Origin of the sequence: Thioalkalivibrio sp. ALJ2 (genome assembly GCF_000378325.1) — a bacterium.
In the GTDB taxonomy this organism is placed as follows: domain Bacteria; phylum Pseudomonadota; class Gammaproteobacteria; order Ectothiorhodospirales; family Ectothiorhodospiraceae; genus Thioalkalivibrio.
In genome coordinates, this window is record NZ_KB899556.1 from 161,677 (window position 1) to 178,468 (window position 16,792).

Here is a 16,792-nt window from a genome sequence, read left to right on the forward strand (position 1 = left end):
GAACCTCGTTCATTTTGCTGATTTCGGTTCAAATACGCTGGGCCGGCGTCTACAAGCAAGGGTACGGGACGCGCGAGAGAGGAGGGTCGATGACCAATACAAGGGATGGGGTCGGACTGGTGGGCTGGGTGGCCCTGGTGTTCCTGGTGGCCTCCGCGGGCGGGTATGCCACCAGCCTGTCGGTGCAGGACTGGTACCAGACGCTGGAGCGACCCGAGCTGAATCCACCCGATGCCCTATTCGGCCCGGTCTGGAGCGTCCTGTTTGCGCTGATGGCCGTGGCCGCCTGGCGGGTATGGCGTCGCACCGGCTTCGCGGGTGCACCGCTCGCGATGGGGCTGTTCCTCGCCCAGCTGGTGTTGAACCTGGGCTGGTCCGTGCTGTTCTTCGGCATGCAACGGCCCGATCTGGCACTGGTCGAGATCCTGATCCTCTGGCCCCTGATCCTCGCGACCCTGATCGTCTTCTGGCGCCACGACCGAATCGCGAGCGCGCTGCTGGTGCCGTACCTGCTGTGGGTAGGTTTTGCGATCTACCTGAACGCGGCTATCGTCGCTCTCAACTAGGGGCACTGCTCAGCCTGTAATGCGGTTGTCATGATCGGGAGGTATCCTGACGCGATTTTTCGCGGGAGGGCGTCATGGCCGTACGGGTCGGCATCAACGGGATGGGGCGGATCGGCCGCCTGGCGCTGCGTGCGGCTTGGGATCGCGATGACCTCGAGATCGTGCACCTGAACGAGGTCGCGGCGGACGGCACGGTTACCGGGCACCTGCTGGAGTTCGATTCGGTGCACGGGCGCTGGGATCGCGGCATCCGGGCCGAGCCGGATGCGCTGCAGATCGACGGCCGCAGCCTGCGCCACACGCAGCTGGGCGAACCGGGGCAGGTGCCCTGGGCCGAGTCCGGTGTAGATATCGTGATCGATGCCAGCGGCGCCTTTCGCACCATGCAGACCCTGCAGCCGCACTTCGATCGCGGGGCCCGGCGTGTGGTCGTCGCGGCGCCGGTGAAGGACGAGCTTGCGCTGAACGTAGTGATGGGCGTCAACGATTCGGCCTACGATCCGGCCCGGCACCGCGTCGTCACCGCTGCCTCCTGCACCACCAACTGTCTGGCGCCCCTGGTCAAGGTGCTGCACCCGGCCCTGGAGATCCGCCACGGGTCGATCCTGACGGTGCATGACATGACCGCCACGCAGTCGGCCGTGGATCTGCCGCGCGACAATCTGCGCCGGGCCCGTGCGGCCGGGTTGAACCTGATCCCGACCACCACCGGCTCGGCGAAGGCGATTGGTGACATCTTCCCGGAACTGAACGGACGGCTGAATGGCCATGCCGTGCGCGTGCCGCTGATGAATGCCTCGCTGACGGACTTCACCTTCGAGGCGGCGCGCGAGACCTCCGCGGAGGAGGTGAACGAACTGCTGCGCTCGGCGGCCGAGGGCGAACTCGCCGGCATCCTGGGCTTTGAGGAACGCCCGCTGGTCTCCAGCGACTTCCGCACCGACCCGCGCTCGTCCATTGTCGATGCGCAGTCGACGATGGTGGTGGATGGGACGCAGGTGAAGGTGCTGGCCTGGTACGACAACGAATGGGGCTATGCCAACCGGCTGGTCGAACTGGTCGCGCGCGTGGCCGAGCAGGGCGTGTAGGACGGATGGGCAGCCCGGCCGAAACGCCGAACGCACCGCCCACCCTGGGGCTGGGCGCCTACGCGCGCATCACCGCGAACTACTGGGCGTTTACCGTCACTGACGGTGCGATTCGCATGCTGGTCGTGCTGTTCTTCCACCAGCTGGGCTACAGCCCGCTGGAGATCGCGTTCCTGTTCCTGCTCTACGAGCTGTTCGGGGTGATCACCAACCTGACCGGCGGCTGGCTGGCCGCGCGGCTGGGGGTGAACACGACGATGATCGCCGGGACGCTGCTGCAGGTCGCCGCGCTGCTGATGCTCACGGTGCCGGAGGCGTGGCTGGGTGTGGCGTACGTGATGTTCGCGCAGGCCCTGTCGGGCATCGCCAAGGACCTCAACAAGATGAGTGCGAAGTCCGGGGTGAAGCTGGTCGCCGGCGACGGGGCGGGGCGGCTGTTTCGCTGGGTGGCCGTGCTCACCGGCTCGAAGAACGCATTGAAGGGGGTGGGCTTTTTTGCCGGCGGCGCGCTGCTGTACTCGGTCGGGTTCCAGCTGGCGCTGGTGATCCTGGCCGCGATGCTGGCGGTGGTGATGCTGTTCTCCATCGTCGGGCTGCCGCGCGGGCTGGGCAAGGTCGGCGGCAAGCCGAAATTCACCCGGATGTTCTCCAACTCCGCGGCGATCAATGTGCTCTCCGCCGCGCGTTTTTTCCTGTTCGGCGCGCGCGATGTCTGGTTCGTGGTCGCCCTGCCGGTGTTCCTCAGCGCGACCCTGGACTGGAACCACATGCAGGTGGGGGCGTTCCTGGCGCTGTGGGTGATCGGCTACGGCATCGTGCAGGCGTCGGTGCCGCGTCTGCTGGGTCGGGGCGGGCTGCATCCAACCGGGCTGACCGCGCGGTTGTGGGCCTTCATCCTGATGCTGCTGCCCATCGGCATCGTGATCGGCCTGGAGACGGAGCTGGACCCGGCCTGGGTACTGATGGTCGGGCTGGGCGTGTTCGGCGTGGTGTTTGCGATCAACTCCGCCGTGCACTCGTTCCTGATCCTCGACTATGCGGAGACCGACCGGGTCGCGATGAAGGTCGGCTTCTACTACATGGCCAACGCCGGTGGGCGTCTGATCGGCACCGTCGCCTCCGGTGCCATCTTCATGGTCTGGGGCCTGGAGGGCGCGCTGATCGCCTCCACGCTGTTCATCTTCGCCACCTGGATGATCTCCTCCCTGCTCCCTCGGGTACCTGCTCGGGCCTGAAAGGGTGGCCCCACGCATGGTTCCGGTTACTGCAATTCCTCGATGACCGCCTCGAGGGTTCGCGAGCGGTAGCGGTCCGCGTGGCGGACCCAGCCGAGCTGGCGGGCGATGGGCGGGGCGGGCCATTCGAGGATGGCCAGCTCGGCGGTGGCCATGGTGCGGGGGAGGAAGCCGATGCCGAGGCCGGCGGCGATCATCATGCGGATGACCTCCAGGTACGGGCTTTCCTGTGCTGCGGCGGGGTGCAGGCCCTCTGCGGCCAGCGCGTGGTCGATCTGGCGGCGGGTGGTGGAGCCCACCGGCGGAAGGATCGCCGGCCAGTCATGCAGCCGTTGCAGTGTCTCCAGCGGGGCATCCTGGGCGCGGCCGCGGGCGATCATCGGGACCAGGTCATCGGTCCAGACGGCTTGGGCCTCCGAGCCCTTCGGCAGGTCGTCAGGCAGGGTGGCCAGGGCCAGATCGGCGTCGCCGTGCATCACCGCCTCGATGCCGGCCTCGGAATCCATGAACGCGAGTTCCAGCTCCAGCTTGGGGTGGCGGGTGCGCAGGCGGGCCAGCGGGACGGGCAGACGGTGCAAGGCGATGTGGTGCGAGGTGGCCAGGCGGATGCGGCCACGAACGACGTGGTCGAGGTCCGCCACCTGCTGCTCGATTGCGTGCAGGCGGGCCAGAATCTCGCGCGCTTCGGGCAGCAGGCGTTCGGCGACCTCGGTGGGCCGAACGCGGCGGCCCTGGCGCTCGAACAGGGGGCGTTGCAACGTCGCCTCCAGCGACTGTATGCGCTTGCTGATCGCCGGCTGGGTCAGGTGCAGCCGCTCGGCTGCGGCGGAGAAGGCACCGGTGTCGACCACCGCCACGAAGGCCTGCAGGGACTCGATGCTTAGTTGTTCCGGGCGCATCCGCCGCCTCCGTGGGATAATGACCCGCTGACTGATGCGGTGCCGGTTTGCCAATCCATAACCATATGGAATGGTAAAGATAATAAATCGGATTTGAAAGAATGGAAGGGCGGCCGCAGACTCTGCTTAAACGGTCGTCCTGAAATGACGTCATTGCGAGGAGCGCAGCGACGAAGCAACCTCCATCCGGAACCACCCGATCCCGGTACTGGCGCTCTGCCAGCTTCAGGAGGTTGCCGCGTCGCCTTCGGCTCCTCGCAATGACGGTGCTAGTGGCGACGCTGTGCAAGGGCGGGCCGGTATGGCGCTGGTAGATCATCGGCGTTGGGGCGCAAGAACGATAGAACGCGGCGTGGCCGCGGGAGCAGGTAATGGCAGGCAAGACACTGTACGACAAGCTGTGGGAGGCGCATGTGGTGCGCGAAGAGCCGGATGGCTCGACGCTGCTCTACATCGACCGCCACCTGGTGCACGAGGTAACCAGCCCGCAGGCCTTCGAGGGGCTGCGTCTGGCCGGGCGCACGCCCTGGCGCGGGGGTTCCGTGCTGGCGGTGCCGGATCACAATGTTCCCACCGCCAACCGTGACCGCGGGATCGAGGATCCGGTCTCGCGCACCCAGGTGGAGACGCTGGAGACCAACGTCACGAGCCTGGGGCTGAAGTTCTTCCCGATGGCCGATGTGCGCCAGGGCATCGTGCACGTGATCGGCCCCGAGCAGGGGGCCACTCTGCCGGGCATGACGGTCGTCTGCGGCGATTCGCATACCTCCACGCACGGTGCGCTGGGCGCGCTGGCCTTCGGCATCGGCACCTCCGAGGTCGAGCACGTGCTGGCCACGCAGTGTCTGTGGCAGAAAAAGACCAAGGCCATGCAGATCCGCGTGGAGGGCGAGCTGCGCCCGGGCGTGACCGCCAAGGATGTGGTGCTGGCGATCATCGGCCGCATCGGCACCGCCGGCGGCACCGGCTATGCGATCGAGTTCGCCGGCTCGGCGATCCGCAGCCTGTCGGTCGAGGGCCGCATGAGCATCTGCAACATGTCCATCGAGGCCGGGGCCCGCGCGGGCATGGTCGCGGTGGACGAGAAGACGATCGAATACGTGCGTGGCAAGCCGCAGGCGCCGAGCGGCGCGTTGTTTGAACAGGCCGCAGAATACTGGCGCACGCTGGTCTCCGACCCGGATGCCGAGTTCGACGCGGTGGTGGAGATGGATGCCGCCGAGATCGCCCCGCAGGTGAGTTGGGGCACCTCGCCGGAGATGGTCGCGCCGATCGACGGCCGCGTGCCGGACCCGGCGGCCGAGTCCGATCCGGTGCGCGCCGAGGGCATGAAGCGCGCGCTGGAGTACATGGACCTGCAGCCGAACACGCCGATGACCGAGATTCGTCCGGACAAGGTCTTCATCGGGTCCTGCACGAACTCGCGAATCGAGGACCTGCGTGCGGCTGCCGAGGTGGTCAAGGGCCGCAAGAAGGCCGACAACATCAAGCTGGCGATGGTGGTGCCGGGCTCCGGGCTGGTGAAGCAGCAGGCGGAGCAGGAAGGGCTGGACCGGATCTTTCTGGACGCCGGCTTCGAGTGGCGCGAGCCGGGCTGTTCCATGTGCCTGGCGATGAACGCGGACCGGCTGGAGCCGGGCGAGCGCTGCGCCTCGACCTCGAACCGCAACTTCGAGGGCCGTCAGGGGCAGGGCGGGCGTACCCATCTGGTCAGCCCGGCGCTGGCCGCCGCGGCCGCCGTGGCCGGGCACTTCGTCGAACCGTCGGCACTGAAGGAGGCGTAAGCGATGCAGGCCTTTACCGTACACAAGGGGATTGTCGCGCCTCTGGATCGCTCCAATGTCGACACCGACGCGATTATCCCGAAGCAGTACCTGAAGTCGGTCAAGCGTACGGGCTTCGGGCCCAATGCCTTCGACGACTGGCGCTACCTGGACCCGGGCGAGCCCGGCATGGACAGCTCCCAGCGCCGTATCAACCCGGATTTCGTGCTCAACCAGGCGCCGTTCGACCAGGCGAGCATCCTGCTGGCGCGCAAGAACTTCGGCTGCGGCTCCTCGCGCGAGCACGCGGTGTGGGCGCTGACCGACTTCGGTTTTCGCGCGGTGATCGCGCCGTCGTTCGCGGACATCTTCTTCTCCAACAGCTGCAAGAACGGGCTGCTGCCGGTGGTGCTGGCCGAGGACGAGGTGCAGGCGCTGTTCGAGCAGGTCGAGGCGAACCCGGGCGTGCAGGTCGAGGTGAACCTGGAAGAGATGACCGTAACGGCGCCGGACGGTACGGTGTTCCGTTTCACGCTCGACGAGGACCGGCGCCACCGCCTGCTGAACGGCCTGGATGACATTGCGCTGACGCTGCAGTACGCCGATGACATCCGCGTCTATGAGGAGCGCCAGCGCCGCGAGTGGCCCTGGATGGCGGAGCAACGATAGAAACGATAGAGATGGCGCGGGTGGCTTGAACCCGAGCCTCGTCATTGCGAGGAGCGAAGCGACGAAGCAATCTCTCAAACAATGGCCGAGCGCAGGTAGCGGGATCCGGTGGTTTCGCCCGGAGATTGCCACGGCCCCTACGGGCCTCGCAATGACGAGGTGGAGGTGCCGTCATTGCGACGAAGCAACCTCCGTCCGGAACCACCGGATCCATGTGCCGGCGCTCTGCCAGCTTCCGGAGGTTGCCACGGCCCCTGGCGGGGCCTCGCAACGACGGGGCCGGGGCGCACCGTCATCGCGAGGAGCGCAGCGACGTGGCGATCTCTGTGGGTGGCCCCGGCGTCGGCCGGGACGAACGTCGTGGTTCCGTCCGGAGGTTGCCACGGCCCCAGGCGGGGCCTCGCAATGACGGTGCTATTGGAATCGTACAAGTAAAAGCTAACAGTTGGTTAGGAGAGGTTTGTGAGCCGAATTCTGGTATTGCCCGGGGACGGGATCGGGCCCGAGATCGTGGCCGAGGCGCTGAAGGTGCTGGAGCGTGTGGGCGAGATCGGCGGCCTGGATCTTGAGATCGAGCAGGGCCTGATCGGGGGCGCGGCGCACGATGCGGCAGGTCACCCGTATCCGGAGGCAACCCGCGAGGCGGCGCGCCGCGCCGACGCGATCCTGCTGGGCGCGGTCGGCGGCCCGCAATACGAATCGCTGGAACGCGACCTGCGCCCCGAGCGCGGACTCCTGGGTATTCGTTCGGATCTGGGCCTGTTCGCGAACCTGCGGCCGGCGATCCTGTATCCGCAGCTGGCCTCGGCCTCCACGCTGAAGCCGGAGGTCGTCAGCGGGCTGGATATCCTGATCGTGCGCGAACTGACCGGCGGGATTTACTTCGGCCAGCCGCGCGGGATCGAGGAGCGCAATGGCGAGCGCTATGGCTTCAATACCGCCGCCTACAGCGAATCGGAGATCGAACGCATCGCGCGGGTTGGTTTCGAGTCCGCGATGAAGCGCGGCAAGCGCCTGTGCTCGGTGGACAAGGCCAATGTGCTCGAGGTCTCGGAGCTGTGGCGCGAGGTGGTCGAGCGCGTCGGGAAGGAATTCCCCGAGGTCGAGCTGTCTCACATGTATGTGGACAACGCGGCCATGCAGCTGGTGCGTGACCCCAAGCAGTTCGACGTGATGGTGACTGGCAACATGTTCGGCGACATCCTGTCCGATGCCGCGGCCATGCTGACCGGGTCCATCGGGATGCTGCCCTCGGCTTCGCTGAACAGCGAGGGGGTCGGTCTGTACGAGCCGATCCACGGCTCCGCGCCGGATATCGCGGGGCAGGGCAAGGCCAATCCGATGGCGACCGTGCTGTCGGTCGCGATGCTCTTGCGCCACAGCCTGAATCGTAATGACCTGGCCGAGCGCATCGAGCAGGCTGTGGGGCGGGTGCTGGATCAGGGGCTGCGCACGCCGGACATCTTTGGTGAGGGCATGACGCTGGTGGGCACCCAGGGGATGGGTGATGCCCTGGTGGCTGCGCTGGAGGGCTAGGCGTTGTAGCCAATGATGCGTTTCGCTGCGCTCAACGCATCCTACGAATGTTTCAACGGATCAATATTTTGCAGTTAGAACTTAAACCGGGAATGAACGATGAGTGACCGCAAGTTAGACGTGGCCGTGGTGGGCGCAACCGGCGCCGTCGGCGAGACCCTGCTCTCCATCCTGGCAGAGCGCGACCTGCCGCTGGGCCGTGTGCATGCGCTGGCCAGTTCGCGCTCGGTCGGCAAGACGGTCGCCTTCGGCCGCCGCGAGCTGGAGGTGGAGGATCTGGCCACCTTCGATTTCTCCACCGTGCAGATCGGGCTGTTCTCGCCGGGGGCCTCGGTGTCCGCGGAGTACGCCCCGAAGGCGGCCGCGGCCGGCTGCGTGGTGATCGACAACACTTCGCAGTTTCGCTACGACCCGGAGATCCCGCTGGTGGTGCCGGAGGTCAATCCCGAGGCCGTCGCCGGCTACAAGAAGCACGGGATCATCGCGAACCCGAACTGCTCCACCATCCAGATGCTGGTGGCGCTGAAGCCGCTGCATGACGCGGTCGGCGTCGAGCGCATCAACGTCGCCACCTACCAGGCCGTCTCCGGCACCGGCAAGGATGCGATCGAGGAACTGGCCCACCAGACGGCGGCGCTGCTGAACGGCCGCCCGGTGGAGTGCAATGTCTATCCCAAGCAGATCGCATTCAATGCGCTTCCGCACATCGACGTCTTCCAGGACAACGGCTACACCAAGGAAGAGATGAAGATGGTCTGGGAGACCCGGAAGATCATGGGTGACGAGTCCATCCTGGTGAACCCGACCGCCGTGCGCATCCCGGTGTTCTACGGCCATTCCGAGGCCCTGCACATCGAGACCCGCGAGAAGATCAGCGCCGAGAAAGCGCGCGAGATCCTGTCCGCCGCACCCGGCGTGACGGTGCTGGACAAGCACGAGGACGGGGGCTATCCAACCGCCGTGACCGAGGGTTCCGGCAAGGATGCGGTGTTCGTCGGACGCATCCGCGAGGACATCTCGCATCCCCGCGGGCTGGACCTCTGGGTGGTGTCCGACAACGTGCGCAAGGGGGCCGCGTTGAACACAATCCAGATTGCCGAGGTTTTGATCCGGGATTACCTGTGATTTAATCCGGTAAAAGTCCGGGAAAATTCATACCCGGCAACACGCGGCCAGGGGGCGCTGGGGCCAGGAAGATGGCCCCAGGCGATGACAGGCCGCGCGGCACATTCAGGGGGGATTCGTGCGCAAGTTACTACTCGGGCTACTGCTCTTGCTGCTGGTTGCACCGGCATCATCGAATTCGGTGAGTTTCGGTGAGGTCAACCTGCAATCCCATCTGAACCAGACCTTGCGGGCGGAGATTCCGCTGCGAGGGGGTGCCGCAGCCAGTGATTCGCTGCAGGTGCGCCAGGCTTCGGAAAACGAATACCGGCGCGCAGGCATGAGCCGCGGCAGTGTGCCTGGTGACCTGAACATCCAGGTTCAGGGTGAGGGGTCCGATCGTCGGGTGGTACTGACCACGCGTCAGCCGGTGCGCGAGCCCTATGTGGGCATCCTCCTCGAGGCCCGCTGGGATGGTGGGCGCTCGATGCGCGAAGTCTCCCTGTTGCTCGATCCGCCGGACACCATGCCTTCCGGAGCGGCCGCTCCGGTCCCGCGTGACACCGCTCGGGGGGCACCGCGTCGACAAGACACGCCGATGCCGCGCGAAGGCGAGGCCTATACCGTGCGTAGCGGCGATACCCTCTATCGCATCGTGGAGCGCGCGGGTCTGGCCGGTATGGCGGATCAGGCGATGGTGGCGTTCCTGGAGGCCAACCCCGACGCGTTTTCTGACCAGAACATCAACAGCCTGCGCGCGGGTGCCGAACTGACCGTCCCGTCGCGTTCGGAGCTTGAGTCGCGCAGTGCGGCCGAGGCGCGGCAGGAAGTGCAGCGGCAGGTTCAGGCCTGGCGCGACGGAACGGTGACGGCAGCCCGCGAAGAACCCGAGCCTGAAGAAGCAGCGGAAGTCGAGACGGAAGTCGAAGCGGTCCCGGAAGAGGATGAGACGGTAGCGGAGGACGACGAGGCCGCCGCGGATGACGCCGTGGCCGCTACGGACGAGGACGATGAAGCGGCCGCGGCTGACGACCGCCTGGAGATTGTGACAGAACTCCTGCCGGAGACGGATGAAGGCGCGGCTGCCGCGGCCGAGTCCCCCGATCTGCTCCAGGAAGCCATGCTGTCCCAGCGCGCCGAGATGGAGGGGATGCGCGATCAGATTACAGAACTGCGCGAGGAACTGGGTGAGCGAGGCCGTCTTGCGGAGCTTTCGAGCGAGAATATGGCCGAGCTGGAGGAGCAGCTGAGCCAGCTGCGGGCGGAACGCAATGAACTGATGGCACGGCTCGATCGGGCCGATGCCGAACGCAATGCGCCGCTGCACGAGCGGATCATGAACGATCCGCTGCTGCTGATGATGGCGATTGCACTGGTGATCCTGCTGCTGCTGGTGCTGTTGGCCTTTGCGCGCGGTGGTCGGCGCGAGGTGGTGGTTGAAGAGCGTGCCGCCGGCATGCCGGCGCGGGCGGACAACAGCGGTGTGCGGGCCGCGGCCGCGGATCCCGTCGGCTACGAAGCGCGTGAGATCGATGGTGCGGGCGCGGGATCGAGCGGCGCCGGTGCAGCCGTAGCCGGAGGGGCCGCAGCGGGCCTGGCGGCCGGAGCGGTCGCGGGCAAGGACGATGATCGCGAGCAGTCGGACGAGCCGGAGGAGTCGGTGAGTGAGCCTGTCGTGGTGAGCTCCAGTGGCGACGCTTCGGTGGACGACGTGCTGGCGGAAGTGGATGTCTGCCTGGCCTACGGGATGAATGATCAGGCCGAAGAGACGCTGACCCAGGCCATCGAGCGCGATCCGGATAATTCCCAGTATCGTCTGAAGCTGGTCGAGGCGCGCGTGGCGCTGGGCGACGAAGAGGGCGCCCGCGAGGCGGCATCCGCCCTGCGCGAACGCCTGCCGGCGGACGATGTTGAAACCCGCAATCATCTGGCGGAACTGGAATCGCGTATCGGTGGCGCCGATGATGACAGCGCTGGACCTGCGGGCGCTCCGGCGGGTGTCGAAGGTCTGGGTGCTGCGGTGGAGCCGCAGGCGGCGGGTGACGGCGAAGCGCCGAACGAAATCGACTTCTCCGGCCTGGATCTCCCGGATGTGGAATCCGAAACCGAAGATCTCGGGGACACCGCCGAGCCACAAGAAGAGACCGATTCCGGGCTGGCCTTTGATTTCGACGAGACCTTCGATGAAGGGGCTTCGACGCCTGCGGAGAAGACGTCTTCGGAAACGGACGAAGCGCGGAGCGACGACCTGAACGACTTGTCATTCGATATCGACGACAGCGATCTGCCGAACCTGGATGAAGAGACCCGGGGCGACGCGGCTGGGAGTGACATCCCGGCATTGGATTTGGGAGCCGACGATTTGCCGGCTGCCGGCCAGGAAGGGGACTTGCCGCTGGAGGGCGATGCCTCTGCGCCCATCGGGGCGGACGAAGACAATGAGACACGGTTGAGCCTGGCGCAGGCCTATGCGGACATGGGCGATGACGAGGGCGCGCGTGAACTGATCGACGAGATTGTGGCCACCGGGTCGGACGACCAGAAGGCCCAGGCGGAGGCGATTCGTCAGCAATTGGACGGCTCCTGAGCCGTCCATCTGTCTTGTGAAGAGTATCCTGTCGCGATGATGCGGCAGGGTTTCGATAGGCAACAAGAAACGGCCGGGTCGGCGTCCCTGTGGGCGCTCCCGGCCGTTTTGCTGGTGTCGGTGGTGCTGGCGACCGCGAAGCCGGCCGTGGTGCTGGCAGTGCTGGTTGGCGCGGTCGGGTTGGTATGGGTCGGGCCGTTCGCCTGGCGGCGATGCGGGCGCCTGCTCTGGCGACTGAAATGGTTTTATCTCTCGTTGCTGGTGTTCTTCGGCGTATGGCCAGTCGAAGCAGGCGGGGATTCGGTGCTGGCCGGCCTGAGCGAGGCCGCCTGGCGGATCGGGGCGTTGGCGCTGGTGGTGGTGCTGGTGGTCTGGCTGACGGAGCGTTTCTCGCGCGGCGAGCTGGTCTGGGCGCTGTCGACCTTGTTGGCGGGTCCTCGTGGTTGCTTTGGCGCGTGGGGCGCGCGCTTCGCGCAGCGGCTTTTTCTGGCTCTGGCGCTGTTCGAGTCGGATCGGGTTAATACCGAGCGCGAACGTGAGCAACTCCGGGGTGGATGGCGGGAACGACTGCAGGCGGCGCGCGACTGGCTGATTGCTCGGCTGGATCGGGCCTTGAGTGGGGAGGTGCCAGCGCCAGGGGCTCGCGAGTCCCACCAGGACATGGACGAGGTTCGGAAAGAGGGCGCGGGGGCCGTGGTGTGGTTGTGGACAGTGGCGGTTGCAGGTGGCTGGATCGCCTGGTGGTGGTGATCGGGTGATGACAAATGCGACTTCGACAATGCGTGATGCAGACCGGGTGCCTGGAACGGTTTGTCAGCGCTGGGCGTTGGGGGTCGAGTACGACGGGCGTGGGCTGCTGGGCTGGCAACGCCAGAAAGACGGCCCCAGCGTGCAGGGGCATCTGGAAGCGGCGCTGAGTTTCGTGGCGAATCACGGGATCGAGCTCAGCTGCGCGGGGCGCACGGACGCGGGTGTGCATGCGACCGCTCAAGTGGCGCACTTTGACACTTCGGCGGTGCGGGAGCGGCATTCCTGGGTGCTGGGTGTAAACAGTCGCCTACCGGACGGGATTGCCCTGCGCTGGGCCGAGCCGGTCGCTGAAGACTTTCATGCGCGTTTCAAGGCATTCGGTCGCCGCTATCGCTATGTGATCGCGAATCGAGCGGTGCGGCCTGCACTGGAAGCGGGGCGGGTGGCCTGGTGGCGCCGTCCGCTGGATGCCGCGCGGATGCACGACGCGGCGCAGGTCTTCGTGGGCGAACACGACTTTTCCAGCTTGCGCGCCGCCGGGTGCCAGGCCAAGTCGCCGATCCGGGAGGTGCACTTGATTGCGGTCCAGCGGCGGGGTTCGTATGTGATTCTGGATATCCATGCCAATGCCTTCCTGCATCACATGGTACGCAACATCGCCGGGGTTCTTCTGGCGATCGGCGACGGGCGCGAAGAGCCGGGCTGGGCTGCACGGATTCTTGCGGCCCGCGACCGGCGCGTCTCGGGGATCACGGCGCCGGCCGGGGGGCTTTATTTCGTGCACGTCGACTATCCGCCCGAGTTCGCTCTCCCCAGTGCCGAGGGGCCGATGCTGGAAGGGATCCCCGGCAATGGGGCGATCTGATTGTGCGGGAAAGGGGTCGCGGGCCGCGGTTCTGGTAGGCTTTGGCGCTTGATGAATGAGGCCGGAGCGGGATGCGCTATCGGGTAAAGATTTGCGGGATCACGACGCCGGAGCAGGCGGTGGCCGCGGCGCGTGCCGGGGCCGACGCGATTGGCCTGGTGTTCCATCCGCCCAGCCGCCGTTATGTCGAGCCCGACCAGGCGGCGGAGATCGCTGCGGCGCTGCCGCCCTTCGTGACGACGGTGGGGCTGTTCGTGGATCCGGAGCCGGCGCGCGTCGAGGAGATCCTTTCCGGGGTGCGCCTGGACTGCCTGCAGTTCCACGGTCATGAATCGGCAACGGAATGTGCGCGTTTCGGGTACCCCTATCTCAAAGCGGTGTCGATGAACGAGACGGGTGATCCGCGGCCGGTGATGGACGCCCACCCCCAGGCGCAGGGCTTTCTTCTGGACAGCCATGGAGCCGGACGTAGTGGCGGTTCCGGCCACCGGTTCGACTGGGACACGGTGCCCGACGGGCTGGACCGGCCCTGGCTGCTGGCCGGGGGGCTGGACGAGGATTCGGTACGCGAGGCGCTGGAACACCTGCGCCCGTACGGGGTCGACGTAAGCTCCGGGGTCGAGAGTGGCCCGGGGATCAAGGATGCACGGCGCATGGAGGCCTTTGTCAAGGCCGTGCGCCAATGCGAGGTGAACGAATGAGCAAGATCGACTGGGCGGCGTTCCCGGATGCCCGCGGGCATTTCGGGCCCTATGGCGGGCGCTTTGTGTCCGAGACGCTGATGGGTGCGCTGGACGAGCTGCAAAAGGCGTACGAGCAGTACATGGGCGATGCCGATTTCATGGCAGAGCTGGACCATGATCTGAAGCAGTTCGTCGGGCGGCCCAATCCGCTTTACCACGCCGAGCGCCTGTCGAAGGAGCTGGGCGGGGCGCAGGTGTACTTCAAGCGCGAAGACCTGAACCACACCGGCGCGCACAAGGTGAACAACACCATCGGTCAGGCCCTGCTGGCCAAGCGCCTGGGCAAAACCCGCATCATCGCGGAGACCGGTGCCGGCCAGCATGGCGTGGCCACCGCGACCGTGGCCGCGCGCCTGGGGCTGGAATGCGTGATCTATATGGGCGAGGAGGACACGCGCCGCCAGACTCCGAACGTTTTCCGTATGCGTCTGTTAGGGGCCGAGGTAGTCGCGGTGAAATCGGGCACGCGCACGCTGAAGGACGCCTTGAACGAGGCGATGCGCGACTGGGTCACCAATGTCGACGACACCTTCTACATCATCGGTACCGTCGCGGGTCCGCATCCGTATCCGGCCATGGTGCGGGACTTTCAGGCCGTGATTGGCCGTGAGGCGCGGGAGCAGCACCTGGAGATGACCGGCAAGCTGCCGGATGCCCTAGTGGCCTGCGTAGGTGGGGGCTCCAACGCCATCGGCCTGTTCCATCCGTTTCTGGATGACGAGTCCGTGGAAATGATCGGCGTCGAGGCCGCGGGCGCGGGCATCGAGTCCGGCCGGCATTCGGCTCCGCTCTGTGCGGGGCAGCCGGGCGTGCTGCATGGCAACCGCACCTACCTGATGGAGGACGAGCATGGGCAGATCGTCGGGACGCACTCGGTCTCCGCGGGGCTCGATTATCCGGGCGTCGGACCTGAGCACGCCTGGCTGAAGGATACGGGCCGTGCGCGCTATGTCGCCGTGACCGACGACCAGGCGCTGGAGGGCTTTCATCGGCTCACCCGTACCGAGGGCATCATCCCGGCACTCGAGACCTCCCACGCCATCGCGCATGTCCTGGAGCTCGCCCCGACCATGCGCCCGGACCAGAGCATCATCGTCAACCTGTCGGGCCGGGGTGACAAGGACCTCAACACCGTGGCGGAACGCGAAGGAATCACGCTATGACTCGCATCGAGCAACGTTTTGCCAAGCTGCGGTCGGAGAACCGTGCTGCGCTGGTGCCCTATGTGACCGCGGGAGACCCGGAGCCGGCCGCCACCGTGCCGCTGATGCATGCGCTGGTGAAGGCCGGTGCGGACCTGATCGAGCTGGGGGTTCCGTTCTCCGACCCGATGGCGGATGGGCCGGTGATCCAGAAGGCCTGCGAGCGGGCGCTGCGCTACGGCACGAGCCTGCGGGATGTGCTGGGCATGGTCGCCGAGTTTCGCAAGACCGATCCCGAGACGCCGGTGGTGCTGATGGGCTATCTGAACCCGGTCGAGCGGATGGGTTACGAGACTTTTGCCGAAAAGGCCCGTGAGGCGGGGCTGGACGGCCTGCTGACGGTGGACCTGCCGCCCGAGGAATGCGACGACGTCGCGGGGCTGCTGGAAAACGCGCAGATCGCGCCGATCTTCCTGGTGGCGCCCACGACCTCGGACGAACGCATTGCCCATGTATCGCGCGCGGGGCGGGGGTTCATCTACTACGTGTCGCTCAAGGGCGTGACTGGTTCGCAGACGCTGGATACCTCCGCGCTGGCCGAGCGCCTTGAGGCCATTCGCCAGCATACGAATCTCCCGCTGGGTGTGGGTTTTGGAATTCGCGACGCCGAGACGGCCGGGCGGGTCGCGCGCGTGGCCGATGCCGTGGTCGTGGGCAGCGCGATCGTGCGTCTCGCCGAGGAATTTGACGGTGACCCGGTCGGTTTCGCTCATGCCGCGTCCGAGGTCGTCGCGGGGATGCGCGTGGAGATGGACCGCGTGCGCGCGTCCGGCGTCGAGGCGTCGGTGTAGTAGAATGCGGCGCTCGCAGGACTAAGGGATTCAGGATGAGCTGGTTTGAAAAACTGATGCCTTCGCGCATCCGTACCGACAACAGCAGCAAGCGGGGCGTGCCCGAGGGGCTGTGGGTGCGCTGCGAGGGCTGCGACGCCACGCTGTACCGCCCCGAGGTGGAACGCAATCTCGATGTCTGCCCGAAATGCGGGCATCACCGGCGCATGAGCGCGCGGCGTCGTCTGGAGACCTTCCTCGATCAGGAGGGGCGCGAGGAAATCGCCGCTCAGATCGAATCTTCCGACGTCCTGAAGTTCCGCGATTCCAAGAAATACAAGGACCGTCTGGTCGCCGCGCAGAAGTCGACCGGCGAACGCGACGCGCTGGTCGTCATGCAGGGCCAGCTGATGGGGCGCCCGCTGGTGGCCTCCGCTTTTGATTTCCGCTTCATGGGCGGGTCCATGGGTTCTGCGGTGGGCGAGCGCTTTGTCCGCGGTGCCAACCGTTCTCTGGAGCAGCGCATTCCGCTGGTCTGCTTCAGTGCGTCTGGCGGGGCGCGGATGCAGGAGGCCTTGTTCTCGCTGCTGCAGATGTCCAAGACCAGCGCGGTGCTGGCGCGGATGCGCGAGGAACGTATCCCGTTCGTCTCGGTGATGACCGACCCCACCATGGGCGGCGTCTCCGCGAGCCTTGCGATGCTCGGCGATATCAACGTCGCCGAACCCAACGCCCTGATCGGTTTTGCCGGTCCGCGCGTGATCCAGCAGACCGTCCGCGAGACGTTGCCGGAGGGCTTTCAGCGGTCCGAGTTCCTGCTCGAGCACGGTGCGGTCGACATGATCATTGAACGCGGCGAGATGCGCCGTCGTCTGGCCTCTGTGCTCGGCATGCTGACGCACGGGCCGGCCCCGGCCCCCGAGGCGCCTCCGGTCGAGGAAGAAGAGCCGGAGGTGGAAGTGATTCGTGCGGAGGACACCGGCGAATCGACGGATGCCCCGCGCTCTACCTGACT

The 16,792-nt window shown here is 66.5% G+C and carries 15 protein-coding genes; 14 read left to right on the forward strand and 1 reads right to left on the reverse strand.

Translation table 11 applies throughout. The features are described 5' to 3' along the window. Positions 1–89: 89 nt before the first annotated feature. The 3 genes from F468_RS0108010 (at position 90) to arsJ (ending at position 2,889) form a co-directional block, all read left to right on the forward strand. Positions 90–566, forward strand: coding sequence for a TspO/MBR family protein (locus tag F468_RS0108010; RefSeq protein WP_018994920.1), 477 nt, complete (start codon positions 90–92; stop codon positions 564–566). A gap of 74 nt (positions 567–640) precedes the next feature. Continuing rightward, positions 641–1,654, forward strand: coding sequence for an ArsJ-associated glyceraldehyde-3-phosphate dehydrogenase (locus F468_RS0108015; protein WP_018139338.1), 1,014 nt, complete (start codon positions 641–643; stop codon positions 1,652–1,654). 5 nt (positions 1,655–1,659) lie between these two features. Further along, a complete protein-coding gene (arsJ, locus tag F468_RS0108020) occupies positions 1,660–2,889 on the forward strand; it encodes an organoarsenical effux MFS transporter ArsJ (protein WP_018139339.1) in 1,230 nt (409 codons plus the stop codon). A gap of 26 nt (positions 2,890–2,915) precedes the next feature. Here arsJ and F468_RS0108025 read toward each other — a convergent pair whose 3' ends face one another. Further along, positions 2,916–3,788 carry a LysR family transcriptional regulator gene (locus tag F468_RS0108025; RefSeq protein ID WP_018139340.1) on the reverse strand — a complete coding sequence of 291 codons (873 nt, stop codon included), beginning with the start codon at positions 3,786–3,788 and terminating at the stop codon, positions 2,916–2,918. A gap of 371 nt (positions 3,789–4,159) precedes the next feature. Between F468_RS0108025 and leuC the strand changes: the two genes are divergently transcribed. The 11 genes from leuC to accD all read left to right on the forward strand — a co-directional run bounded on the left by leuC (position 4,160) and on the right by accD (position 16,790). Then, positions 4,160–5,572, forward strand: a complete 1,413-nt coding sequence (gene leuC, locus F468_RS0108030) for a 3-isopropylmalate dehydratase large subunit (protein ID WP_018994921.1) — start codon at positions 4,160–4,162, stop codon at positions 5,570–5,572. 3 nt (positions 5,573–5,575) lie between these two features. Continuing rightward, on the forward strand, positions 5,576–6,220 hold the full coding sequence (gene leuD, locus F468_RS0108035; protein WP_018139342.1) for a 3-isopropylmalate dehydratase small subunit: 645 nt from the start codon (positions 5,576–5,578) through the stop codon (positions 6,218–6,220). Positions 6,221–6,682: 462 nt separating this feature from the next. After that, on the forward strand, positions 6,683–7,756 hold the full coding sequence (leuB, locus tag F468_RS0108040; protein WP_018875312.1) for a 3-isopropylmalate dehydrogenase: 1,074 nt from the start codon (positions 6,683–6,685) through the stop codon (positions 7,754–7,756). Positions 7,757–7,855: 99 nt separating this feature from the next. Continuing rightward, the gene (locus F468_RS0108045) at positions 7,856–8,881 is read left to right on the forward strand and encodes an aspartate-semialdehyde dehydrogenase (RefSeq protein ID WP_018139344.1); all 1,026 of its coding nucleotides are present in this window, start codon (positions 7,856–7,858) and stop codon (positions 8,879–8,881) included. A 181-nt stretch (positions 8,882–9,062) separates the two neighbouring features. Continuing rightward, positions 9,063–11,447, forward strand: coding sequence for a FimV/HubP family polar landmark protein (locus tag F468_RS0108050; protein WP_018139345.1), 2,385 nt, complete (start codon positions 9,063–9,065; stop codon positions 11,445–11,447). Positions 11,448–11,483: 36 nt separating this feature from the next. Further along, a complete protein-coding gene (locus F468_RS0108055; RefSeq protein WP_018139346.1) occupies positions 11,484–12,197 on the forward strand; it encodes a hypothetical protein in 714 nt (237 codons plus the stop codon). A 76-nt stretch (positions 12,198–12,273) separates the two neighbouring features. Then, positions 12,274–13,062 (forward strand): tRNA pseudouridine(38-40) synthase TruA, encoded by a 789-nt coding sequence (gene truA, locus F468_RS0108060; RefSeq protein ID WP_018139347.1) that lies wholly within the window; start codon positions 12,274–12,276, stop codon positions 13,060–13,062. Between the two features lie 71 nt (positions 13,063–13,133). After that, positions 13,134–13,763, forward strand: a complete 630-nt coding sequence (locus F468_RS0108065) for a phosphoribosylanthranilate isomerase (protein ID WP_018139348.1) — start codon at positions 13,134–13,136, stop codon at positions 13,761–13,763. Next, the gene (gene trpB, locus F468_RS0108070; RefSeq protein ID WP_018139349.1) at positions 13,760–14,968 is read left to right on the forward strand and encodes a tryptophan synthase subunit beta; all 1,209 of its coding nucleotides are present in this window, start codon (positions 13,760–13,762) and stop codon (positions 14,966–14,968) included. Before F468_RS0108065 ends, trpB begins: the two co-directional genes overlap by 4 nt. After that, the gene (trpA, locus tag F468_RS0108075) at positions 14,965–15,798 is read left to right on the forward strand and encodes a tryptophan synthase subunit alpha (RefSeq protein WP_018994923.1); all 834 of its coding nucleotides are present in this window, start codon (positions 14,965–14,967) and stop codon (positions 15,796–15,798) included. Before trpB ends, trpA begins: the two co-directional genes overlap by 4 nt. A 35-nt stretch (positions 15,799–15,833) precedes the next feature. After that, positions 15,834–16,790 carry an acetyl-CoA carboxylase, carboxyltransferase subunit beta gene (gene accD / locus F468_RS0108080; protein WP_018139351.1) on the forward strand — a complete coding sequence of 319 codons (957 nt, stop codon included), beginning with the start codon at positions 15,834–15,836 and terminating at the stop codon, positions 16,788–16,790. Positions 16,791–16,792 lie beyond the last annotated feature (2 nt).